19 protein-coding genes and 1 tRNA gene are annotated in these 22,030 nt (G+C 67.5%); 14 read left to right on the plus strand and 6 right to left on the minus strand.

Annotated features, from left to right (window positions below):
• Window positions 1-6: 6 nt before the first annotated feature.
• From ftsH to AC1PLR_RS08855, 7 genes are all read left to right on the plus strand, one after another.
• Window positions 7-1,941 (plus strand): ATP-dependent zinc metalloprotease FtsH, encoded by a 1,935-nt coding sequence (ftsH, locus tag AC1PLR_RS08825; protein ID WP_010341319.1) that lies wholly within the window; start codon window positions 7-9, stop codon window positions 1,939-1,941.
• Between the two features lie 269 nt (window positions 1,942-2,210).
• Window positions 2,211-3,116, plus strand: coding sequence for a dihydropteroate synthase (folP, locus tag AC1PLR_RS08830; RefSeq protein WP_481103563.1), 906 nt, complete (start codon window positions 2,211-2,213; stop codon window positions 3,114-3,116).
• Window positions 3,116-4,066, plus strand: coding sequence for a tRNA (adenosine(37)-N6)-dimethylallyltransferase MiaA (gene miaA / locus AC1PLR_RS08835; RefSeq protein WP_481103303.1), 951 nt, complete (start codon window positions 3,116-3,118; stop codon window positions 4,064-4,066). The genes folP and miaA overlap by 1 nt, the downstream gene beginning before the upstream one ends.
• Before the next feature lie 119 nt (window positions 4,067-4,185).
• On the plus strand, window positions 4,186-4,461 hold the full coding sequence (gene hfq / locus AC1PLR_RS08840) for an RNA chaperone Hfq (protein WP_010341316.1): 276 nt from the start codon (window positions 4,186-4,188) through the stop codon (window positions 4,459-4,461).
• A gap of 26 nt (window positions 4,462-4,487) precedes the next feature.
• Window positions 4,488-5,813, plus strand: coding sequence for a ribosome rescue GTPase HflX (gene hflX, locus AC1PLR_RS08845; protein ID WP_010341315.1), 1,326 nt, complete (start codon window positions 4,488-4,490; stop codon window positions 5,811-5,813).
• Between the two features lie 159 nt (window positions 5,814-5,972).
• Entirely contained in the window at window positions 5,973-6,467 is a 495-nt protein-coding gene (locus AC1PLR_RS08850; RefSeq protein WP_481103304.1) for a CinA family protein, read from the plus strand.
• A 34-nt stretch (window positions 6,468-6,501) separates the two neighbouring features.
• On the plus strand, window positions 6,502-8,178 hold the full coding sequence (locus AC1PLR_RS08855) for an ABC1 kinase family protein (protein WP_481103305.1): 1,677 nt from the start codon (window positions 6,502-6,504) through the stop codon (window positions 8,176-8,178).
• 359 nt (window positions 8,179-8,537) lie between these two features.
• On the opposite strand, the gene AC1PLR_RS08860 is transcribed toward AC1PLR_RS08855, so the two are convergent.
• Window positions 8,538-9,095, minus strand: a complete 558-nt coding sequence (locus AC1PLR_RS08860; RefSeq protein WP_481103306.1) for a GFA family protein — start codon at window positions 9,093-9,095, stop codon at window positions 8,538-8,540.
• A 106-nt stretch (window positions 9,096-9,201) separates the two neighbouring features.
• Window positions 9,202-9,798: a TSUP family transporter gene (locus tag AC1PLR_RS08865; RefSeq protein ID WP_481103307.1), complete on the minus strand. Its 597-nt coding sequence runs from the start codon at window positions 9,796-9,798 to the stop codon at window positions 9,202-9,204.
• 221 nt (window positions 9,799-10,019) lie between these two features.
• On the opposite strand from AC1PLR_RS08865, the gene lexA reads away from it, so the two are divergent.
• From lexA to AC1PLR_RS08900, 7 genes are all read left to right on the plus strand, one after another.
• Window positions 10,020-10,655 carry a transcriptional repressor LexA gene (gene lexA, locus AC1PLR_RS08870; protein WP_017910626.1) on the plus strand — a complete coding sequence of 212 codons (636 nt, stop codon included), beginning with the start codon at window positions 10,020-10,022 and terminating at the stop codon, window positions 10,653-10,655.
• A 196-nt stretch (window positions 10,656-10,851) separates the two neighbouring features.
• On the plus strand, window positions 10,852-11,889 hold the full coding sequence (gene recA, locus AC1PLR_RS08875; protein WP_017910627.1) for a recombinase RecA: 1,038 nt from the start codon (window positions 10,852-10,854) through the stop codon (window positions 11,887-11,889).
• A gap of 117 nt (window positions 11,890-12,006) precedes the next feature.
• Window positions 12,007-12,501 (plus strand): recombination regulator RecX, encoded by a 495-nt coding sequence (recX, locus tag AC1PLR_RS08880; RefSeq protein WP_019800518.1) that lies wholly within the window; start codon window positions 12,007-12,009, stop codon window positions 12,499-12,501.
• Between the two features lie 105 nt (window positions 12,502-12,606).
• Window positions 12,607-15,258 (plus strand): alanine--tRNA ligase, encoded by a 2,652-nt coding sequence (gene alaS / locus AC1PLR_RS08885; protein WP_481103308.1) that lies wholly within the window; start codon window positions 12,607-12,609, stop codon window positions 15,256-15,258.
• Window positions 15,259-15,394: 136 nt separating this feature from the next.
• Window positions 15,395-15,607 (plus strand): carbon storage regulator CsrA, encoded by a 213-nt coding sequence (gene csrA, locus AC1PLR_RS08890; protein WP_010341308.1) that lies wholly within the window; start codon window positions 15,395-15,397, stop codon window positions 15,605-15,607.
• Between the two features lie 81 nt (window positions 15,608-15,688).
• Window positions 15,689-15,781, plus strand: a tRNA-Ser gene (locus AC1PLR_RS08895).
• A 946-nt stretch (window positions 15,782-16,727) separates the two neighbouring features.
• Window positions 16,728-17,189: a hypothetical protein gene (locus AC1PLR_RS08900; RefSeq protein WP_481098312.1), complete on the plus strand. Its 462-nt coding sequence runs from the start codon at window positions 16,728-16,730 to the stop codon at window positions 17,187-17,189.
• Window positions 17,190-17,377: 188 nt separating this feature from the next.
• On the opposite strand, the gene AC1PLR_RS08905 is transcribed toward AC1PLR_RS08900, so the two are convergent.
• From AC1PLR_RS08905 to glgX, 4 genes are all read right to left on the minus strand, one after another.
• Window positions 17,378-18,037, minus strand: coding sequence for a hypothetical protein (locus AC1PLR_RS08905; RefSeq protein WP_481103309.1), 660 nt, complete (start codon window positions 18,035-18,037; stop codon window positions 17,378-17,380).
• A 463-nt stretch (window positions 18,038-18,500) separates the two neighbouring features.
• Complete coding sequence (locus AC1PLR_RS08910) at window positions 18,501-18,671, minus strand: CsbD family protein (RefSeq protein ID WP_481103310.1); 171 nt, start codon at window positions 18,669-18,671, stop codon at window positions 18,501-18,503.
• Between the two features lie 285 nt (window positions 18,672-18,956).
• Window positions 18,957-19,508 carry a CPBP family intramembrane glutamic endopeptidase gene (locus tag AC1PLR_RS08915; protein WP_481103564.1) on the minus strand — a complete coding sequence of 184 codons (552 nt, stop codon included), beginning with the start codon at window positions 19,506-19,508 and terminating at the stop codon, window positions 18,957-18,959.
• A gap of 340 nt (window positions 19,509-19,848) precedes the next feature.
• A complete protein-coding gene (gene glgX, locus AC1PLR_RS08920; RefSeq protein WP_481103311.1) occupies window positions 19,849-21,984 on the minus strand; it encodes a glycogen debranching protein GlgX in 2,136 nt (711 codons plus the stop codon).
• Window positions 21,985-22,030 lie beyond the last annotated feature (46 nt).

Here is a 22,030-nt window from a genome sequence, read left to right on the forward strand (position 1 = left end):
ATGAGGATGAACGACTTGACCAAGAATCTGCTGTTGTGGGTAGTCGTCGCCGTCGTGCTGATGGTGGTGTTCAACAGCTTCTCGCCGCGGCTGGCCGGCGGTGCGGGCGTCGACACCGTGACCTACTCCCAGTTCCTCAAGGACGTGGATGCCGGGCGGGTGAAGTCGGTCGATTTCACCGACGCCACCAATCTCTCGGTCAACGCGATTCGCTTCAAGCGCGCCGACGGCAGCGAGGGCTCGGTGTACGGCCCGAGCGACGACAAGCTGATCGACGTGCTGTACAGCAAGAACGTGGACATCACCCGGCAGAAGCCCGACAACGGTCCGGGCTTCTGGTCGCTGGTGCTGAATTTCCTGCCGGTCATCCTGATCATCGGCTTCTGGCTGTTCATCATGCGCCAGATGCAGGGCGGGGGCGGTGGTGCCAAGGGCGCGATGTCCTTCGGCAAGTCGCGCGCCAAGCTGCAGGGCGAGGACCAGATCAAGATCACCTTTGGCGATGTGGCCGGCTGCGACGAGGCCAAGGAAGAGGTCGGCGAGCTGGTCGACTTCCTGCGCGACCCGACCAAGTTCACCAAGCTCGGCGGCAAGATCCCGCGCGGCGTGCTGATGGTCGGCCCGCCGGGTACCGGCAAGACCCTGCTGGCCAAGGCGATCGCCGGCGAGGCCAAGGTGCCGTTCTTCAGCATCTCCGGTTCGGACTTCGTGGAAATGTTCGTCGGCGTCGGCGCAAGCCGCGTGCGCGACATGTTCGAGCAGGCCAAGAAGCACGCGCCGTGCATCATCTTCATCGACGAAATCGATGCGGTGGGCCGTCACCGCGGCGCCGGCCTGGGCGGCGGCCACGACGAGCGCGAGCAGACCCTCAACCAGTTGCTGGTGGAGATGGACGGCTTCGAGGGCGGCGAGGGCGTGATCGTGATCGCCGCGACCAACCGGCCGGACGTGCTGGATCCGGCGCTGCTGCGCCCGGGCCGCTTCGACCGCCAGGTCGTGGTGGGCCTGCCGGACGTGCGCGGCCGCGAGCAGATCCTCAAGGTGCACATGCGCAAGCTGCCGCTGGCCGACGACATCGAGCCGATGGTGATCGCGCGCGGCACGCCGGGCTTCTCCGGTGCGGACCTGGCCAACCTGTGCAACGAGGCGGCCCTGTTCGCCGCGCGCGAGTCGGTCAAGGAAGTGCGCATGGACCACTTCGACCGCGCCCGCGACAAGATCCTGATGGGCGCTGAGCGCCGCTCGATGGCGATGAGCGAGGAAGAGAAGACCAATACCGCGTACCACGAAGCCGGGCACGCCATCATCGGCCGTCTGGTGCCCGACCACGATCCGGTCTACAAGGTCACCATCATTCCGCGCGGCCGCGCCCTCGGTGTCACCCAGTTCCTGCCCGAGGGCGATCGCTACAGTTCCACCCGCGAGAGCCTGCACAGCCGCCTGGCGACCCTGTACGGCGGCCGCGTCGCCGAGGAATTGATCTTCGGTTCCGACAAGGTCACCACTGGCGCCTCCAACGACATCGAGCGTGCCACCAAGATGGCGCGGAACATGGTCACCAAGTGGGGCCTGTCCAACGAGCTGGGGCCGATCGCCTACGGCGAGGAAGAGGACGAGGTGTTCCTGGGGCGTTCGGTCACGCAGCACAAGAGCGTGTCCGACGAGACCGCGCGCAAGATCGACGACGAAGTCCGCGAGATCCTCGACAACGCCTACAACCGCGCCAAGAAGATCCTCACCGACAACATCGACAAGCTGCACACCATGTCGCACTTGCTGCTGCAGTACGAGACCATCGATGCGCCGCAGATCGACGCGATCATGGAAGGCCGCGATCCGCCGCCGCCGATGGGCTGGAACAAGTCCGGCAAGGACGGCAGCAACGACAAGGGCAATTCGCGGCCGCTGCCGCCGATCGCCGGGCCGGCCGAACAGTTGTAAGCGCGGGTCAGCGTTCGATCGCCGAAAAGCCAGGGAGCGATCCCTGGCTTTTTTGTGGCCGGCGGCGACGCGTCTGGCGCTACCAGGCTCGTCGTCGCGGCGTGCGTGGGCGACAATGCGCGCTTCGTAGTCGGCAGGTGCCGGCCGATGCGCGCGTGCTGCGCACCGCGGCAGCGTTCGGCGCGGCGCTGTCGCCCGCCGGCGTCACCGTCGCCGCGCTCGCCGAGCCGCTTCGCCGCCTGCCGCGGCCACCATCAGGAGACCCGCCGATGTTCGACACCTCGCCCAGCCTGCAGTGCGGCGCCCACCGGCTGCTGCTCGATCGCCCACGGGTGATGGGCATCGTCAACGTCACCCCGGACTCGTTCTCCGACGGCGGCGCGCACGCCAGTGTGGATGCGGCGGTGGCGCACGGCCTGCGCCTGGCCGCGGAGGGCGCCGACCTGCTGGACATCGGCGGCGAATCGACCCGTCCGGGTGCGAGCCCGGTGCCGGTGGAGGAGGAACTGCGGCGGGTGATCCCGGTGATCGAGCGGCTGGCCGCGCAGACGGCGCTGCCGCTGAGTGTGGACACCTTCAAGCCGGAGGTGATGCGCGCCGCGGTCGCCGCCGGCGCCGGCATGATCAACGACGTGCAGGCGCTGCGCCAGCCCGGCGCGCTGGACGCCGCCGCGGAACTCGGGGTGCCGGTGGTGCTGATGCACATGCCCGCCGACGCCTATGCCGCCGGCAGCGCGCCCGGCTACGACGACGTGGTCGGCGAGGTGCACCGGTTCCTGGCCGAGCGCATCTTCGCCGCCGAGATGGCCGGCATCGACAAACGGCGCCTCCTGGTCGATCCGGGCTTCGGCTTCGGCAAGAGCACCGCCGACAACCTGCAGTTGCTGGCGCAGTTGCCGCGGCTGGTCGGGCTGGGCGTGCCGGTGCTGGCCGGACTGTCGCGCAAGCGCAGCATCGGCGAGCTGACCGGGCGCCAGGCGCCGGAGCAGCGGGTGGCCGGTTCGGTGGCCGCGCATCTGCTGGCCGCGCAGCGCGGCGCGGCGCTGCTGCGCGTGCACGACGTCGCCGCCACCGTCGATGCGCTGAAGGTCTGGCAGGCGCTGCAGGCGGTGCCGTTGCCGCGCGCCGCCACGGCGTCCGCGGCGGCGACGATCCGCTGGCCGGACGAGGATTGATGGCGGCCGACCGGCGCCCGCGCGCGATCGCGCTGATGGGCCCGACCGCTTCGGGCAAGACCGCTGCGGCGATCGCCCTGGCCGAACGCTGCGGCGGCGAGATCGTTAGCGTCGATTCGGCGCTGGTCTACCGCGGCCTGGACATCGGTGCGGCCAAGCCCGATGCGGCCGAGCGCGCGCGGGTACCGCACCACCTGCTGGACCTACGCGATCCCTGGCAGACGTATTCGGCGGCCGAGTTCGCCGCCGATGCCCGCGCGGCGCTGGACGCGATCGTCGCCCGCGGCCGCCTGCCGATCCTCGCCGGCGGTACCGGCCTGTATTTCCAGGCGCTGCTGGAGGGGCTGGCGCCGATGCCGGCGGCCGATCTGCAGCTGCGCGCGGCGCTTGCCGCGCAAGCCCAGTCCGACGGCTGGGCCGCGCTGCACGCGGAACTGCAGCGGATCGATCCGCCGGCGGCGCAGCGCATCCGCCCCGGCGACGCCCAGCGCATCCAGCGTGCGCTGGAGGTGTACCGCCTCAGCGGCCGGCCGATCAGTGCCTGGCAGGCGGATCCGGGGCCGCCGCGGCTGCCGCTGCGGGTGCTCAAGCTGGTGCTGGCGCCGGCCGACCGCGCTGTGCTGCACGGACGCATCGAGGCCCGCTTCGACGCGATGCTGGGGCAGGGCTTCCTCGACGAAGTGCGCGCCTTGCGCGCGTTGCCGCAGATGCAGGCAGTGGCGCAGCCGCTGGCGCTGCCGGCGGTGCGCGCGGTCGGCTACCGCCAGGCCTGGGAGTACCTGGACGGCATCGGCGATGCCGCGGACTTCCGCGCCCGCGCCATCGCCGCCACCCGGCAACTGGCCAAGCGCCAGTTCACCTGGCTGCGCGGTGAGCAGGATGCCCGCTGGTTCGACCCCGCGCACGACGCCGGGCGCCTGCAGGCGGCCCTGGACGCTTTCCTCGCCTGATCCGGCGGTCGGCCGCGCTGTGCTGGCGCCCGCGGTTGTGTAACATCGACGTTCCGGACCACGGCAGGGGAGCTGCAGTGCCGTCCCGGACAATAAAAACAATAATCTGGGAGTCAAGCATGTCCAAGGGGCAATCCTTGCAGGATCCTTTCCTCAACGCGTTGCGTCGCGAACGGGTCCCTGTCTCGGTGTATCTGGTCAACGGCATCAAGCTGCAGGGCACGATCGAGTCGTTCGATCAGTTCGTGGTCCTGCTGCGCAATACCGTCAGCCAGATGGTCTACAAACACGCCATTTCCACCGTGGTGCCGGCGCGCAACGTGCGCGTGGGGCCGGGCGGCGGTTATGTGCAGCAGAACGAAGGTGGCAGTGCGGGTGATGACGAAGTCGAGTAGTTCGGTGGTGAAGAGCGGAGCCGCGGGTGTTTGATCGGTCCCGCCGCGGCGAACACGCACTGCTGATCCAGCCCTACGCGGGCGGTCCGTTGGAAGACGATGTGCTGGAGGAGTTCGCCGACCTGGCGCGCTCGGCCGGCGCCAGCATCGCCGCCACCGTCACTGCGCGCATCGACAAGCCGAGTCCGGCGACGCTGATCGGCAGCGGCAAGCTGGAGGAGGTCAAGGCCGCCGCCGACGCCAGCGGCGCCGACCTGGTCCTGGTCAACCACGCGCTCAGCCCCGGCCAGGAGCGCAACCTGGAGAAATACCTGGAGCGGCGCGTGATCGACCGCACCGGGCTGATCCTGGACATCTTCGCCCAGCGCGCGCGCAGCCACGAAGGCAAGCTGCAGGTCGAGCTGGCCCAGTTGCGGCACATGGCCACGCGGCTGGTGCGCGGCTGGACCCACCTGGAGCGCCAGCGCGGCGGTTCGATCGGCCTGCGCGGCCCTGGCGAAACCCAGCTGGAGACCGACCGTCGCCTGCTGCAGAAGCGCGTGGAGCAGTTGCAGAAGCGGCTGGAGAAGGTCGAGGTGCAGCACACCCAGATGCGCCGCGCGCGGGTACGCAGCGAGCTGCCGCGGATCGCGGTGGTGGGCTACACCAATGCCGGCAAGTCGACCCTGTTCAACGCCCTGACCGGTGCCGAGGCCTACGCCGCCGACCAGTTGTTCGCGACCCTGGACCCGACCGTGCGGCGCATCGCGTTGCCCGGCGGCAACGCCATGCTGGCCGATACCGTCGGCTTCGTGCGCAACCTGCCGCACGAACTGGTCGCGGCGTTCCGCTCGACCCTGTCCGAGGCGCGCGAGGCGGATCTGCTGCTGCACGTGGTCGACGCCGCCGATCCGCTGCGCGAGGAACGCATCGCCCAGGTCGACGAGGTGCTGCACGCGGTCGGCGCCGGCGAGCTGCCGCAGTTGCTGGTGTTCAACAAGATCGACCGCATCGACGGCGCCGAGGTGCGTCACGATGCGCAGGACGGCGTGCCGGACACGGCGCGGCGCGAGCGGGTGTGGATCTCCGCGCGCGACGGCCGCGGCCTGGACCTGCTGCAGCACGTGCTCGGCCAGCGCCTGGGCCTGCGCCACGTGCAGGGCAGCCTGCGCCTGCCGCCGAGCGCCGGACGCCTGCGCTCGCAACTGCACCAGTTGCAGGTGATCCGCAGCGAGCAGGCCGACGAGGACGGCTGGCTGCTGCAGGTGGACATCCCGATCACCGAGGCCGAGCGCCTGGCCGCCGCGGCCGACGGCGCGCCGATCCGCGCGCTGCTGCCGCCGCGCGAGCAGGAGGAGTGGCAACAGCGCTGAGCGGCGCGTCGGCGTCGTGCGGTCGATGCCGATTGGCGGACCGGCGTGGCGGCGGGACCTGCGCCGCGTTGGCTGACGGCCGGCCATCCGTCGGCGCGCGCAGGCGCGACAGCCACGGCGAATTGGGCTACAAAGCGCACTGGTTTCCCGAGCTGTGCCATGACGCTTCCCACCGATTCGGAGTTGTTGCAACAGGCCGCCGCGCTCAGCGATCGTTTGCGCACCGCGCGCGAGCGCCTGGTCACCGCCGAAAGCTGCAGCGGCGGCTGGATCGCCAAGGTGATGACCGACGTCGCCGGGTCTTCGGCCTGGTTCGACTGCGGCATCGTCGCCTACAGTTACGAGGCCAAGCAGGCCTTGCTGGGCGTGCGTCCGCAGACGCTGGAGCATCATGGCGCGGTCAGCCGGGAGACGGTGATCGAGATGGTGTCCGGGGCGCTGGTCAATTCCGGCGCCAGCGTCGCGGTCGCGGTGACCGGCATCGCCGGGCCGGGCGGCGGCTCCCCGGACAAGCCGGTCGGCAGCGTCTGGCTGGGCTGGAAGCGCCGCGGCGGCTATGCCAGCGCGCAATTGTTCCAGTTCCCGGGCGACCGCGACGCGGTGCGCCGGCAGACCGTGGCGGCGGCCCTGCGCGGCCTGGACGCGTTGCTGTGATCGTGGCCGTGCGCCTTCCCCGAGGATGAGCGCGATGTGGGAGGCGTTGAGCACCGTCCGCGACCTGGGACGCCTGCAGGAAATCGCCTCGGTGCTGATCCGCTACGGGTTCGGCGACGTGGTCCGGCGCATCGGCATGGCCGACGTGCTGGAGCGCGCCGGGCGCCTGCTGCACTGGCACAACGCCGAGGAGATGCTGCGCATGTCGGCCCCGCAGCGGGTGCGGCGCGCCCTGCAGGACCTCGGCCCGACCTTCGTCAAGCTGGGCCAGGTGCTGGCCACGCGCGTGGACCTGCTGCCGCCGGAGTGGATCGACGAACTGGGCGAACTGCAGAACGCCGCGCCGGCGCTGGACTACCCGCAGATCCTGCCGCAGCTGATCGAGGCGCTCGGCGAGGCGCCGACGGCGATCTTCGCCGAGGTCGAGGAAACCCCGTTGGCCGCCGCCTCGCTGGCGCAGACCCATCGCGCCCGGCTGCACGACGGCACCGCCGTGGTGATCAAGGTGCGCCGCCCCGGCATCCGCGAGGTGATCGAGGCCGACCTGCGATTGCTGGCGCGGCTGGCGGAGATCGTCGAAGCGCGCGCGCCGGACCTGAAGCGCTATCACCCGGCCGCGGTGGTGCACCAGTTCACCCTGTCGCTGCGCCGCGAGCTGGATTTCGCCGGCGAATGCCGCAATGCCGAGCGCATCGCCGCCAACTTCCAGGGACACGACGAGATCGTGATCCCGCGGGTGCACTGGCAGTGGACCTGCGAAACGCTCAACGTGCAGGACTTCGTCGACGGCATCGGCGGGCGCGACCTGGCCGCGGTCGACGCCGCCGGCCTGGACCGTCGCCAACTGGCGCGCACCGGCGCCGACATCGTGCTGAAGATGGTGCTGGAGGACGGCTGTTTCCACGCCGATCCGCATCCGGGCAACATCTTCTACCTGCCCGGCGAGCGCATCGGGGTGATCGACTTCGGCATGGTCGGGCGCATTTCCGAGCAGCGCCGCTACCAGGTGGTGCAACTGCTGCACGGGCTGGTCACCCAGGACGCCGAGGCGGTCGCCGACATCCTGCTGGAGTGGACCGACGGCGAGGTCGAGGTCGACGAGGCGCGCCTGCACCTGGAGATCGCCGCCTTCGTCGACCAGTACCGCGGCGTGCCGCTGAAGGACCTGCGGGTCGGCGCGATGCTCGGCGACGTCACCGCGCTGCTGCGCCAGCACGCGCTGGCGCTGCCGGCCGACCTGGCGCTGATGATCAAGACCTTCCTGACCCTGGAAGGGGTCGGGCGCCAGCTCGATCCGGATTTCGACATGGCCGGCGCCGCCGCCCCGTACCTGGAGCGGGTGATGCTGCAGCGGTTCGCGCCGCGGGCGATGGCCAGGCGCGGCCGCCGCACCGTGCTGGGCGCGCTGGAACTGCTCGGCGACCTGCCGCGCGATACGCGCCGGCTGCTGCAGGCGGCGCGGCGCGGGCGCCTGCAGTTGAACGTGGAGACCGGCTCGCTGAAGGGCTTCGGCGACCAGGTCAACCGCGCCGCCAACCGCCTGACCATGGGCATCGTCACCGCCGCGCTGATCATCGGCTCGTCGATCGTGATGAACAGCGTCGGCGGCATTTCCAGCCGCTGGCTGTTGGCGATCGGCGTCTGCGGCTTCGTTGGCGCGGCGCTGTCGGGGGTGTGGATCCTGTTCTCGATCTGGCGCAGCGGACGCTGAGCGTCGCGCGCCCTGCGCGCACCGCCACGATGTTCAAGAATCATCGCGGCCCATGGCCGCGATAGAACGCGATAAAGACAGTTGCTCCTACGGGAGCTTGAGCGTACTGCCCGTAGCGTGGAAAACCGCTCAGCTTTTTCCGTCTGAGATTTTGCTACTTCGAATGAGGCGACATCCTTACGGCTTCCGCGCCGACGCCGGCCTCTCGCTTTGGGGCATCCGCCCAAGAGGCAAACAGGCCGGGCATGCCGGACCACAGCAGTCCTCCCGTGGTGTGCCTTCGGTTCGGAACGAAGGCGGCATCCCCTTCGCCCAGTGGCTTCGTGGCGCCGCCCGGTGCGAAAGGCTCCACACACCCACTACCCCTGGCGCTCCCGGGCGCTGTCGTCGAGCGAGCCACGCACGTAGTCGACCTTCGGCACCCTGAAGCCCATTTTCACCCAGGCAAGTAACAGCTTGGTCATGAAGCCGACGTCGTGCGTTCTGGCGTTGGGGACGTCGTCCGGAAGCTCGATGCCCGCGGCATCTCCGGTCATGGTGCGCAGCTGCACCTCTGGTCGGCCTTCCGGCGGCCAGCGATCTCGATAGACACTGAGCCAGTGCCCCTTGATGAATTCCAGAAACATCGGCGTGTGGCAGCAGATCGCGATGACCCGCCGTGTCGTCCGATCGGGGGAGAGGCGATGCTCCTTCAAGTATCCGGCCCCCTGTACGCAGGCGAGCCGGTCCTTGCGGTACAGGACGTAGCCGGTCGCCCCCTTCGCATCCGTGAATGGCTGAAAGCCGGCCCGGGAACTCAATCTGGCACTCGCCTCCCGGCAACTGGTGCATAGACACTCGACAGTCATGATGGGGCTGCCGCGGGTCTGCAAGCGAACGGCTCCGCAGGCGCAGATCAATTCCGTCGTCTCGGTCATCTCGCGTCTTCCGGGAGCCACGACGCAACCAGGGTACGACACGCCCGGCGACCTCACCAGCCATGCGGACACTATCCATTCCTGACCGCGGAACGTGCCGGCTTCCCTACCTCGCCAAATACCGTCCAATTAGCGTCACACCCGACACCAACACCAGCCAGGTCACCAGCGGGGTGAAGCGCTCCCGCGACAGGCGGCGCTGCAGGTGCCGGCCGATACAGCCACCGAGCAGCATGGCCGGCAGCAGGCAGACCGCGAGCAGCAAGAGGCTGCCGTCGCTGTAGGCGCGATCAGCAGCAGGGTGATGCGGATGGAGGCGCTGCCACCGATCAGCAGGCTCTGGGTGCCGCGGATGGCGTTCTTGTCCTGCAGGCGGCCGTTGAGAATAGAGCGCATAGAGAAAGTCACCGCTGCCGAACAGGGCGCCACACAGGCCGCCGACGCTGCCTGCGGGAATCGAACAGGCCGGTGCCAACTGGCGGAAGCCCTTGGGTGAGAGCAGGCTGTAGGTGGAATAGGCCACCACCAACAGGCCCAGCCAGAGCATCAGCAGGCGGGCGTCGGTGCGCAGCAGCAGGTAGGTGCCCAGGGGCGCGCCGAGCAGCAGCATGGGCAGCAGGCGCTGGAGTGCATGGCGGGCGATGGCGCGGCGATCCGGCAACCAGTTGTGCAAGGAGGCGAGGAAATCCAGCAGCCGCGCCACTTGGGGGAGGGGCTTCAGCCTCCGACGCGATACCGCTGACTACGTGGCAGGCACGCGTTGCAGAAGTCCCAAGGAAGACCGGCCAGGCCCGAGGCCTGGGTATGCGCCCGACGCAGACAGGGGCAGGCGAGCCGGCACCGCTGGCGATGATGCGCGCGCCGGCACGGCGCATCGCACAAGGCACTTGCTCGATGTTGGATTTAGTAGTATTACTACTAACCATGGACCTGACCGAAACCCAGCAGGCGATCCTCGACCTGATCGCCGAGCGCATCGAACACGATGGCGTGCCGCCGTCGCAGACCGAGATCGCCCGCGCCTTCGGCTTCAAGGGCGTGCGCGCGGCCCAGTACCACCTGGAAGCGCTGGAACAGGCCGGCGCGATCCGCCGCGTGCCCGGCCAGGCGCGCGGCATCCGCCTGCTGGGTGGGGCAGCGGCCCCCGCCCCCGCCCCGCAGGTGGACAGCGCCGACGTGCTGCGCCTGCCGGTGCTGGGGCGCGTGGCGGCCGGTCTGCCGATCGGCGCGGACATCGGCTCGGACGATTTCGTGGTGCTGGACCGGGTGTTCTTCTCGCCGGCCCCGGACTACCTGCTGAAGGTGCAGGGCGATTCCATGCGCGACGAAGGCATCTTCGACGGCGATCTGATCGGCGTGCACCGCACCCGCGATGCCCGTTCCGGGCAGATCGTGGTGGCGCGCATCGACGAGGAGATCACGGTCAAGCTGCTGAAGATCGGCAAGGACCGCATCCGTCTGCTGCCGCGCAACCCGGACTACGCGCCGATCGAGGTGCTGCCGGATCAGGAGTTCGCCATCGAAGGCCTGTACTGCGGCCTGCTGCGCCCCAACCGCTGATGCCGCGCGTGGAGCAGGGCATGCACTACAGTGCCGGCCGGACTTTTCCGACCCCGGATATCGCCATTCGCCGCTGCCGTCGCCCGGTCCGGACGAATTATTTTCATCTCGCCACGCACTGTCTCAGTCCGTGCGATACCAGGCCCTTACATTGACCTCACTCCGCAAATCCTCCTCACCTTCCAAGGACGCCACAATGGACGAGAACAAGAAGCGCGCGCTCGCTGCCGCCCTGAGCCAGATCGAGAAGCAGTTCGGCAAGGGCTCGGTGATGCGGATGGGCGATCGCGTCATCGAAGCGGTGGAAGTGATTCCGACCGGCTCGCTGATGCTGGACATCGCGCTGGGCATCGGCGGCCTGCCGAAGGGTCGCGTGGTCGAGATCTACGGTCCGGAATCCTCGGGCAAGACCACCCTGACCCTGCAGGCCATCGCGCAGTGCCAGAAGAACGGCGGCACCGCCGCGTTCATCGACGCCGAGCACGCGCTGGACCCGATCTACGCCGCCAAGCTGGGCGTCAACGTCGACGAACTGCTGCTGTCGCAGCCGGACACCGGCGAGCAGGCGCTGGAAATCGCCGACATGCTGGTCCGCTCGGGTTCGGTGGACATCGTGGTGGTCGACTCGGTCGCCGCGCTGACCCCCAAGGCCGAAATCGAAGGCGAGATGGGCGATCAGTTGCCGGGCCTGCAGGCCCGTCTGATGAGCCAGGCGCTGCGCAAGCTCACCGGCAACATCAAGCGCTCCAACACCCTGGTGGTGTTCATCAACCAGTTGCGCATGAAGATCGGCGTGATGATGCCGGGTCAGAGTCCGGAAACCACCACCGGTGGCAACGCGCTGAAGTTCTATGCCTCTGTGCGCCTGGACATCCGCCGCATCGGCGCGATCAAGAAGGGCGACGAGATCATCGGCAACCAGACCAAGATCAAGGTCGTCAAGAACAAGCTGGCGCCGCCGTTCAAGCAGGTCGTCACCGAAATCCTCTACGGCGAAGGCATCAGCCGCGAAGGCGAACTGATCGACATGGGCGTGGAAGCCAAGCTGGTCGAAAAGGCTGGTGCCTGGTACAGCTACGGCAGCGAGCGCATCGGCCAGGGCAAGGACAACGCCCGCGGTTACCTGCGCGACAACCCGCAGGTCGCGGCCAAGCTGGAAAGCGAGCTGCGCGAGAAGTTCCAGCCCACGGAAATCGCCCCGAGCGAGGCCGAGGCGGAAGACGACGACGCGTAATGGTTTTCTGCCGGGGGAGCGGTGGAGTCAGTGCCGCTCGTCTCCCTCGGCAGTCTTGAGCAAGCCAGGAGGGCGCGCGCCAGGGAAGGCGCATTTTGAATCGGGGTGGCATCGCCGATGAGCGACGAACAGGCACAAGAAGCACCACGTCGGCGTCGCCGGCAACCGGAGCAGACGCCGCTGCAGAAGGCGCTGGGCCTGCTGGTACGGCGCGAGCATTCGCGCAAGGAGCTGACTCGCAAGCTGCGTGCGCGGGGCGTGGAAGCCGAGGCCGCTGCGGAAGCGGTGGAGCGCCTGAGCGGCGAGGGCTGGCAGGACGATGGCCGCTTCGCCGAACTGCTGGTGCGCAGCCGCGCCGGGGCAGGGTATGGCCCGCTGCACATCCGTGCCGAGCTTGGCACCCACGGCCTGGACAGCGAGGCCATCGCTGCCGCGATGGGCGCCTTCGAAGGCGACTGGACGGAGAACGCCCGCGATCTGGTCCGGCGTCGCTTCGGCGCCACCGGGGCGATGGACCTGCCGCAGCAGCGCAAGGCCGCCGATCTGCTGGCGCGGCGCGGTTTCGATGGCGACAGCATCCGCGCCGCGGTTCGCGACGCTGCGGAGGACTGAGCGGGCCGGGCCTGCTACCCTTGGCGAGTTGTCTTGTCCGGTTTCCGTGGCGCCCTCATCTAGAGGGAGCGCCAGGACGCCCGTCCGCTCGTCTATAGCCAGCCCATGAACGCACCCGCCAAATTCTCCACCTCCCAGATCCGCAGCGACTTCCTCGACTTCTTCAAGGGCAAGGGCCATACCATCGTGCCGTCCGCACCGCTGGTGCCCGGCAACGACCCGACGCTGCTGTTCACCAATTCCGGCATGGTGCAGTTCAAGGACGTGTTCCTGGGCGCCGAGAAGCGCAGCTACGTGCGCGCGGCGGACGTGCAGCGCTGCCTGCGCGCCGGCGGCAAGCACAACGACCTGGATTCGGTGGGCTACACCGCGCGCCATCACACCTTCTTCGAGATGCTGGGCAACTGGTCGTTCGGCGACTACTTCAAGAAGGATGCCATCGCCTGGGCCTGGGAGCTGCTGACCCAGGTCTGGAAGCTGCCGGCCGAGCGCCTGCTGGTCACCGTCTACCACACCGACGACGAGGCCTACGCCTTGTGGCGCGACATGATCGGCGTGCCTGCCGAGCGCATCGTGCGCATCGGCGACAACAAGGGCGCGCCCTACGCCTCGGACAACTTCTGGCAGATGGCCGACACCGGTCCCTGCGGCCCGTGCACCGAGATCTTCTACGACCACGGCGCGCACATCGCCGGCGGTCCGCCGGGCTCGCCCGACGAGGACGGCGATCGCTTCATCGAGATCTGGAACCTGGTGTTCATGCAGTTCGACCGCCAGCCCGACGGCACCCTGGTGCCGCTGCCGGCACCCTGCGTGGACACCGGCATGGGCCTGGAGCGCCTGGCGGCGATCCTGCAGCACGTGCACACCAACTACGAGATCGATCTGTTCCAGACGCTGATCCGCAAGGCCTCCGAGCTGACCGGCACCGCCGACCTGGAGAACAAATCGCTGCGCGTGATCGCCGACCACATCCGTGCCTGCGCGTTCCTGATCGTCGACGGCGTGCTGCCGTCCAACGAAGGACGCGGCTACGTGCTGCGCCGGATCATCCGCCGCGCCCTGCGCCATGGCTGGATGCTCGGCGTGCGCCAGCCGTTCTTCAGCAAGCTGGTGCCGACCCTGGTGGAGCTGATGGGCGAGGCCTATCCGGAACTGACCGCGGCCCAGGACACCGTGCTGCGTGCCTTGCAGGCCGAGGAGGAGCGCTTCGCCGAGACCCTCGATGCCGGCATGAAGATCTTCGAGGACGTCGCCGCCAAGGCGCAGGGCGGAGTGATCGCCGGCGAGGACGCCTTCCGCCTGTACGACACCTACGGCTTCCCGCTGGACCTGACCCAGGACATCGCCCGCGAGCGCGACCTGCGCGTGGACGAGCAGGGCTTCGAGACGGCGATGGACGAGCAGCGCCGGCGCGCGCGCGAAGCCGGCAAGTTCGGCGGCGGCGTGCAGCTGCCGGCGGACCTGGTGGCGACCCTCGCCCCGACCGTGTTCCTGGGCTACGACAGCTTGCAGGCCGACGGCCTGCGCGTGGTCGCCCTGCTCAAGGACGGTCGCCCGGTGCAGTCCGCCCAGGCCGGCGACGCGGTGATCGTGCTGACCGACAAGACCCCGTTCTATGCCGAATCCGGTGGTCAGGTCGGTGATCTCGGCACATTGACCGCCGCCGGCACCCGGCTGACGGTCACCGACACGCAGAAGTTCGCAGGCCAGTTCCACGGCCACGTCGGCACGCTGGAAGAAGGCAGCCTGAAGGTCGGCGACCTGCTGGCCGGTCAGGTCGATGCCGAGCGCCGCGGCGCCACCATCCTCAACCACTCGGCAACGCACCTGCTGCATGCGGCGCTGCGCGAAGTGCTGGGTACCCACGTCCAGCAGAAGGGCTCGCTGGTGGCGCCTGACCGCCTGCGTTTCGACTTCTCGCACTTCCAGCCGATCGCGGCTGAGGAACTGGCGCTGATCGAGCGCAAGGTCAACCAGCAGGTCCGCGCCAACAACGCAGCCGAAGTGCACCAGATGGGCATGCAGGAAGCGCTGGATTTCGGCGCGATGGCGCTGTTCGGCGAGAAGTACGGCGAGCGCGTGCGCGTGCTGAAGATGGGTGACTACTCCACCGAACTGTGCGGCGGCACCCATGTCGGGCGTACCGGCGACATCGGCTTGTTCAAGATCACCAGCGAGGGTGGCGTCTCCGCCGGCGTGCGCCGCATCGAGGCGGTGACCGGGCAGGGCGCGCTGGACTACGTGGCGGCCGAGGAGGCACGGCTGCGTGAGGCGGCCGATCTGGTCGGCGGCAACAGCCATGACGTCGTCGACAAGATCCGCCAGCTCGGCGACCGCTACAAGCGCATGGAGCGGGAACTGGAGGCGCTGAAGGCCAAGCTGGCCTCCGGCGCCACCGCCGACCTGGCCGGGTCGGCGGTCGACGTGGCCGGTGTGAAGGTGCTCGCCGTGCGGCTGGAAGGCTTCGACGCCAAGGCCCTGCGCGATGCGATGGACCGTCTGAAGCAGCAACTGGGCGACAGCGTGATCGTGCTGGCAGGCGCCAGCGAGGGCAAGGTCGCCCTGGTCGCCGGCGTGAACGGCAGCCCAATGGGACGGGTCAAGGCCGGGGAACTGTTGAGCCACATCGCCGGTCAGATCTCGGGCAAGGGCGGCGGCCGCCCGGACCTCGCCCAGGGTGGTGGCGAGGACGGGCCCGCCCTTGCCCCTGCACTCGCCGGCGTCCCGGCCTGGGTCAAGCAACATCTCCCCTGAACACCCCAAGCTGCGCGCCTTGCTGGCGAGGCGCGGCTTCCCGTAACATCACCCCTCTTTTCACCTTTCATTTGGGCGTCCCGCAGTGCGGGCGCCGTGCCGGTGAGACCCACCGGCTCCCTGGAGAATTTTAAAAATGTTGATCCTGACTCGCCGGGTAGGCGAAACCTTGATGATCGGCGATTCGGTCACCGTGACGGTGCTTGGGGTCAAGGGCAATCAAGTGCGTATCGGCATCACCGCGCCGAAGGACGTTGCGGTGCATCGCGAAGAGATCTACCAGCGCATCCAGCGCGGCGACGAGCCGAACTCCCACGGCGGCGGTCACGGCGATCAATCTGCCGATTGATGCGTCGAAAGGGTTTACCTGGGACCCCACAACCCGGTATTCTTCGCGCCCGGTCGCGGAATATCCGCAGCGCAGAAATCCGGAGTGATGCCCGAGTGGCTGAAGGGGCTCCCCTGCTAAGGGAGTATAGGGTCAAAAGCTCTATCGAGGGTTCGAATCCCTCTCACTCCGCCAGTGTTAAGGAAACGCCCGCAAATCAACGATTTGTGGGCGTTTTTCTTTTTCCCGAGCTTGGACGCTCGCTTGGACACTTCCATGCGAGTAGCGCACTCCCTCACACGCGGCGAGACTGGCCGCTACGACGTTCGTTTGCGCCTTCCTGCTGACCTGTTAGGCACAGTTCGAGCGCACGGTCTTCAATGCAGCACTGAAGTGACGTGCGATGCGCCGTGCTGCTGCAGCGACGTCATGCTCGCCTCTGCGCGTCAGCATGGTGGCACGTGAGCGCTGACGTGCCTTGCAGGAGTTCGAGCAGACGGTATCGCGCATGCCTGTGCTCAAGGAGCCGGTGACGAGCGCAGCGCCCTTGACGTGTTGCACGAGGAGGCTTGGAGCCTGCCGCTGCGTTCAAGCTTCCGTGGGCATCCGCCGTGGGCCGTGGAGGATGAAGGCGCGGGCGATCGCTGCCACGCCGCGGGCGATCGCTGCCACGCAATGTCATCAATCGCGCAGCGCCAAATTCTGTTCCAGGCAGGCAGCCAGCGCGCCGTGAACCGCAGCCCATCCTGCCGGTATCGATCGACCGTCTCTCCGCGGTGTGCCCGTGTCGATGATGGTCGTGAGTCAGGTCGCGCTACTGCGTTTGCTTTCCGAGTTCGTCTGGACACGCGCGATGACGGTGGCCACGTGTGGGTTACAGTGCTGCTTCATGTCGTTTCCCCGCGACGCATTGGCGCTGCTCATCTTCCGCCCGTCGCGTGCCGCGGTTGCAGACTTCGCTCAGCAACGGTTGACGCGACGCCTCATTGGGTCGAAGCGCTTGAGCATGCAGGCCGGAAGCCCAGGATGTCATTGAGGGGCAGGGGAGAATGGCGATCCATCGATTGATTCCCATGCCTTGTCACGAAAGAATGTGCGCCGTCGCTGGACCGCGGCGTTTCCTTCTTGCTCTGGTATCGAGATGCAGTCACACAAGATCCGCTTCATCATCATCGCGTTGCTTTGCCTTGGCGTCACGGTCGCCAGCGCCGTCACGTTTTTCAGCAGGCCTTCGGCAGTGCCGACACATTTGGCTGAAGCCGATGGGACGGTCGAAAAGGTCGACGCAACGCAGCGAAAGGGACGGCTTCAAAGCGTGAACTTCACGCTTGCGCCCGCCGGCGATGCATTCGAGTACTCCAGTGTGCTGCCTGGTATCGATGCGGTGTGGGGGCGTCTCAAGGTGAGGTCGCCGGTTCACGTCACTTTCGACGATGCGGACGGCAAGCGATCCATCTGGGGTCTGCGCTTGGGCGATGACGTGGTCCTCACGCCTGAGCAGGCGCTCCAGGCGCGGCGCAACAATGGCCAGGTTGGTGCCCTGATCGGACTGATTGCCTTGCTTGGAGCGGGATACTTTCTGCACCGTGCTCGCAAGGCGTAGCCAAGCAGCCTGACAGGCTCGGCGCGCATCGGCCCGCCGCCGAGTCTGGATCTGCCAACAAGAAAGGCCGGGTAGACCAGTGTTCTTCGGCAATAAGCGCGTTTGGCTGCGTTTCTGTTCCAGCGAGCACCGGAGGCGGCCGCCTGACGCCCGAAATGGCGTTGGTGGCGCTTTGCCTAGCGCTGTCTTCAGCTGTCCGTGTCGAGGGTCATCATGATGTGGATGATTCTTCCATGTTCGAGCTGAAAAGAGAGGCGCTTGTTCCTGGCCTGATAATAGCGCCAGTGCTGGCCATCGCCGTCATCCGGAGTGCCTTGGCCATAGGCGTTGATCAGCGCATTCTGTGTGTCCCCGATCGTGACGCCTCTGGCCGTTTTGATCGTGGATGCATTGATGGTGATCTGCGCAATGACGTAGCTGTCGATGTCGCGTTGTTCTTTTTGCCAGGATAGGTTTGCCGTATAGATGTCAAATCCGGCATATCGGTGCTGGTAGTACCTGTAGCTGGTATCCGCGGCGGGCACATCCCCTACAAAGCGCTCGCTGATCTGGGTGCCTGCCTGCTTCCTGGTCTGTTCGCTCCAGCTTTCACCGAGGGCGAAAGCGTGTGTGTCGATTGCCACGGTGAAGTCGTTTTCGGTCATTTCGACAGGTGCTGCGCGAACTGCTGCCGCAGCCGTCATCTCGGCCTGGGCGGCAGGAAGCAGCAGGAAGAGCAATAGCGCTGCTCTCTGGTGGAGGTGATCATGTGCATCGATGCTTTGATTGGGGCGCAATGTCGCGGGTGTGTTCGTGGTCGTCGGCTGTGCACATTCGCGGGCTGGTGGATCACGAAGGGCATTGCGCATCGGAGAGTTTGTCCCGATGCCGGCGCAACGTGAGCGCCAGGACGGTGGGGCGCATGGAGTATGCCGTCGCTTCCGGACTGCCATGTGCCAAGCGACGTCAGGGGTGCGCCTTCTCAACAGCTTCCGCGGCGATCTGATCAGGCGTGTGGTGGATCGCTTTCGAATCCATGCGAGTCCGCTGTGAGCGGCGCATCGTGTCGTTTGGATGCCCCTACGGACGCTGTTTCGGCGAGCCACTTCGGGACGTGTCGCGTTCGATCGCCTTGGTGTCGCTGACTGGCGTTGTGGCAGCATGTTGAAGCTGCAGCGCGTTTCGTGCGCCAGTCCGTCCATCGGTCATTTCAGAGGCTTGTATGCCTCTGGCTCTAGCGCGTCAGGCGAATCGCCAGCGAGTCCACGCGGTGCAAATCGCTCGCAACAGCTCCCCGGCCATTGGCGGCAGGGGAGCACGAGAACCTGGAACTCAGCCGCGCGCGTGGTCGCGCGCCTTGCCTACTTCGCCCTGTACCTTGCCGGCGTTCTTCTGCATCTTGCCTTCGACTTCCTTCAGCTTGTTGCCGGTGACCTTGCCGGCGACTTCCTTGATGGTGCCCTTGATCTGGTTCTTGGCGCCTTCGGTGCGATTCTTGTCCATCGTTGACTCCGCAGTAGGGATGCCCTCAAGTGGGCATCGCCAAACTGCGCGCAGGCCGGTGGCGTGAAAGTGAAAATTGCACGGACGTGCGCTCGATCATTTAGGTAGCGGACGGGTTGGATGCCGAAGCCTGTAGCGGTGATCGCGCGCCCCGTTCGGGCTGGGCGCGCTTGGTGCTTTCAGCGGGAACACGAGTACCGCGACATGTCCTTCGTCTGTCTGCTGGCGGCGACGGCGTGGTCCGCATAGGTGCGCCGAGTGGCGACCCTCGACCGCGCTGCGCGCTCAGTACCAGCCCAGATACAGGGTGGTCACGCCCCAGGTGTCGATCAGGCCATGCGCGAGGATCATCGCCCACAGGTTGCGCCTGGAGCGCAGATAGGCATACCCGAACATCGTGCCGACCAGGCCGGTCAGCAGGATGCCGGAGGCGCCTTGCGCGGCGTGCATCAGGCCGAACACCAACCCACCGGCCAGCGCGGCGATCCAGCGGCCGCCGCGCAGGCGCCCTAGCAGCGCATCGAGCTGGTGCATGAGGAAGGCGCGGAACACCAGTTCTTCGCCGAGCGCCGCGCTCAGCCACGCCGCGCCGATCAGATGGGTCGTGGCCTGGACGTTGCCCTTGAGCGCGCCGTAGGCGCTGTAGTCGGTCTTGTGCCCGGTGATGGTGTCGATCAGCGGTTGCAGCACCGGCGTGATCAAGCCCACGGTCAACAGCACCAGCAGCGCGGTCCAGCCGATCACCGACACCAGGCGAGGGCGCGCCACGCCGCACGCGAGGCAGGAGCGCGTTTCGATCCACACCAAGGAGAGACCGAGCAGGCCGACCACGGGCATGCGCCACGGAAACGGGAGCCATGCATAGGACGCCAGCGCGAGGATCGCGGCGCTGAGCGCAATGCGCAGCAGCGGGTGGCGCATGAAGGAGGCGTTGGACGTGGCGTGGGTGTTGCCTTGCGCGGAGTGCTGCATGCCTGACCTGGAAGGAAGCGGGCACTCAGCCTAGCGAGCCTGCGCCATCGAGCACTGTGCCAAAGGCCATGTAGACCAATGCAATGCAGCGAGCCGTAGGGAAGATGCAGATGTCAGCATCGCGCGTCGCCAGCGGCAAGCGCTGGCGACGCAATGCAGGCGCGGACGCGTCAGTCCGCGTGCAATCCGAAACGGCGTGTGGCGACTATGCGCCCGCCGTCTGGCACTCGAACACGCTGACGCTGCGCGGCGGCGCCAGGAACTCGCTGGCACCGGCCGGCATGCTGTCGACCTGCAGCGCATCGTCGGTGGACAGCACCAGCTTCCAGTGCAATTCCTCTTCCGAGGACGGCAGCACGAAGCTCACGCCCTCGTGGTAGGCATTGATGACGATCAGCAAGGTGTCGTCGTTCGCGAGTTCCTTGACGCCCGAGGTCTGGGCCTTGCCTTCCAGCAGCAGGCCGACCGAGCGCGCGCCGGCATCGGTCCAGTGCGCATCGTCCATTTCGGTGCCGCCGGGATTGAGCCAGGTCAGGTCGCGCACGCCCGCATCTTCGTTGTACTGGCCGTTGAGGAAGCGGCCGCGGGTCAGGATGCGATAGCGTCGGCGCAGGGCAGTGACTGCCTTGACGAACTCGGTCAGGCGGCCCTCGGTCGGGTCGCGCTCCCAGTCGATCCAGGTGATCTCGTTGTCCTGGCAGTAGGTGTTGTTGTTGCCGCCCTGGGTCTGCGCGCGCTCGTCGCCGGCCAGCAGCATCGGCGTGCCTTGCGAGAGCAGCAGCGTGGCCAGCAGATTCTTCATCTGCCGCTCGCGCAGCTGCAGGATTTCGGCGTCGTCGGTCTCGCCTTCGACGCCGTAATTGCACGAGCTGTCATGGTCGGAGCCGTCGCGGTTGTCCTCGCCATTGGCGTCGTTGTGCTTGCCGTTGTAGCTGACCAGGTCGTGCAGGGTGAAGCCGTCGTGCGCGGTGATGAAGTTCACCGAGGCCCACGGCCGGCGCCCGCGCCGGTCGAACAGGTCGGCCGAGCCGGTGAAGCGGGTGGCGAACTCGGCCAGCTTGCCCTCGTCGCCCTTCCAGAACGCGCGGGCGTTGTCGCGGAACTTGTCGTTCCACTCGGACCAGCCTGGCGGGAAGTGGCCGACCTGGTAGCCGCCGGGGCCGCAGTCCCAGGGTTCGGCGATCAGCTTGACCTGCGACAGCAGCGGATCCTGGTTGCACGCATCGAGAAAGCCGCCGCGCTGGTCGAAGCCGGTCGGCTCGCGGCCGAGGATGGTGGCCAGGTCGAACCGGAAACCGTCCACGTGCATCTCGCCGGCCCAGTAGCGCAGCGAATCGTTGACGAACTGGATCACCCGCGAGTTGCTCAGGTTGAGCGTGTTGCCGGTGCCGGTGTCGTTGATGTAGTAGCGCTTGTCCTCGGCCAGGCGGTAGTAGCTGGCGTTGTCGATGCCGCGGAAGGACAGGGTCGGGCCCAGCTCGCTGCCTTCGGCGGTGTGGTTGTAGACGACGTCGAGGATGACCTCCAGACCCTGGCGATGCATGGCCTTGACCATGTCGCGGAACTCGTCGCGGTGGCCGCTGGCCAGGTAGCGCGACTTGATCGCGAAGAAGCCGAGCGTGTTGTAGCCCCAGTAGTTGCGCAGATCCTTGTCGAGCAGGTGCTGGTCGTCGAGGTAGGCGTGCACGGGCAGCAACTCCACTGCGCTGACGCCCAGTTCCTTGATGTAGCGCAGCACCGGTTCCTGGGCCAGGCCGGCGCAGGTACCGCGCAGTTCTTCCGGTACCTGCGGATGGCGCATGGTGTAGCCGCGCACGTGGGTTTCGTAGACCAGGGTCTGGCTCCACGGCGTCATCAGGCGCTGGTCGTCCTCCCAGTCGTAGGTGTCCTCGACCACCACGCACTTGGGCATGAACGGCGCGCTGTCGCGCTCGTCGAAGCTCAGGTCGCCGTCCGCATGGCCGACGGTGTAGCCGTACAGCTCGTCGGCCCAGATCAGGTCACCCTCGAGTTCGCGCGCATAGGGATCGAGCAACAGCTTGTTGGGGTTGAAGCGGTGGCCTTCGCTGGGCGCGTAGGGGCCGTGCACGCGATAGCCGTAGCGCTGGCCAGGCTTCACGTCGGGCAGGTAGCCGTGCCAGATTTCGTTGGTGTATTCGGGCAGGTCCAGTCGGGTCTCGGTCCCGTCTTCGTCGAACAGGCACAGCTCCACGCGGGTGGCGTGCGCCGAAAACAGCGCGAAGTTGGTGCCCTGGCCGTCGAAGACGGCGCCGCGCGGAAAGGGACGCCCCTCGCGGATGCGCGAAGGGGTGGCATAGGCGGCACTGGTCGGATGGCGCATCGGGCTCTCGGCCGGCACGCCGGCAGTAGGGGAAGGAGAGCGGAAG

The organism is Xanthomonas sp. NCPPB 3570 (assembly GCF_056725115.1).

Excerpts from the sequence above, each read along its gene's own strand:
- ftsH (WP_010341319.1), top strand. The coding sequence starts at position 7 with ATGAACGACTTGACCAAGAATCTGCTGTTGTGGGTAGTCGTCGCCGTC.
- folP (WP_481103563.1), top strand. The coding sequence starts at position 2,211 with ATGTTCGACACCTCGCCCAGCCTGCAGTGCGGCGCCCACCGGCTGCTG.
- miaA (WP_481103303.1), top strand. The coding sequence starts at position 3,116 with ATGGCGGCCGACCGGCGCCCGCGCGCGATCGCGCTGATGGGCCCGACC.
- hfq (WP_010341316.1), top strand. The coding sequence starts at position 4,186 with ATGTCCAAGGGGCAATCCTTGCAGGATCCTTTCCTCAACGCGTTGCGT.
- AC1PLR_RS08850 (WP_481103304.1), top strand. The coding sequence starts at position 5,973 with ATGACGCTTCCCACCGATTCGGAGTTGTTGCAACAGGCCGCCGCGCTC.
- AC1PLR_RS08855 (WP_481103305.1), top strand. The coding sequence starts at position 6,502 with ATGTGGGAGGCGTTGAGCACCGTCCGCGACCTGGGACGCCTGCAGGAA.
- AC1PLR_RS08860 (WP_481103306.1), bottom strand. The coding sequence starts at position 9,095 with ATGACCGAGACGACGGAATTGATCTGCGCCTGCGGAGCCGTTCGCTTG.
- lexA (WP_017910626.1), top strand. The coding sequence starts at position 10,020 with ATGGACCTGACCGAAACCCAGCAGGCGATCCTCGACCTGATCGCCGAG.
- recA (WP_017910627.1), top strand. The coding sequence starts at position 10,852 with ATGGACGAGAACAAGAAGCGCGCGCTCGCTGCCGCCCTGAGCCAGATC.
- recX (WP_019800518.1), top strand. The coding sequence starts at position 12,007 with ATGAGCGACGAACAGGCACAAGAAGCACCACGTCGGCGTCGCCGGCAA.
- alaS (WP_481103308.1), top strand. The coding sequence starts at position 12,607 with ATGAACGCACCCGCCAAATTCTCCACCTCCCAGATCCGCAGCGACTTC.
- csrA (WP_010341308.1), top strand. The coding sequence starts at position 15,395 with ATGTTGATCCTGACTCGCCGGGTAGGCGAAACCTTGATGATCGGCGAT.
- AC1PLR_RS08900 (WP_481098312.1), top strand. The coding sequence starts at position 16,728 with ATGCAGTCACACAAGATCCGCTTCATCATCATCGCGTTGCTTTGCCTT.
- AC1PLR_RS08905 (WP_481103309.1), bottom strand. The coding sequence starts at position 18,037 with ATGCGCAATGCCCTTCGTGATCCACCAGCCCGCGAATGTGCACAGCCG.
- AC1PLR_RS08910 (WP_481103310.1), bottom strand. The coding sequence starts at position 18,671 with ATGGACAAGAATCGCACCGAAGGCGCCAAGAACCAGATCAAGGGCACC.
- AC1PLR_RS08915 (WP_481103564.1), bottom strand. The coding sequence starts at position 19,508 with ATGCCCGTGGTCGGCCTGCTCGGTCTCTCCTTGGTGTGGATCGAAACG.
- glgX (WP_481103311.1), bottom strand. The coding sequence starts at position 21,984 with ATGCGCCATCCGACCAGTGCCGCCTATGCCACCCCTTCGCGCATCCGC.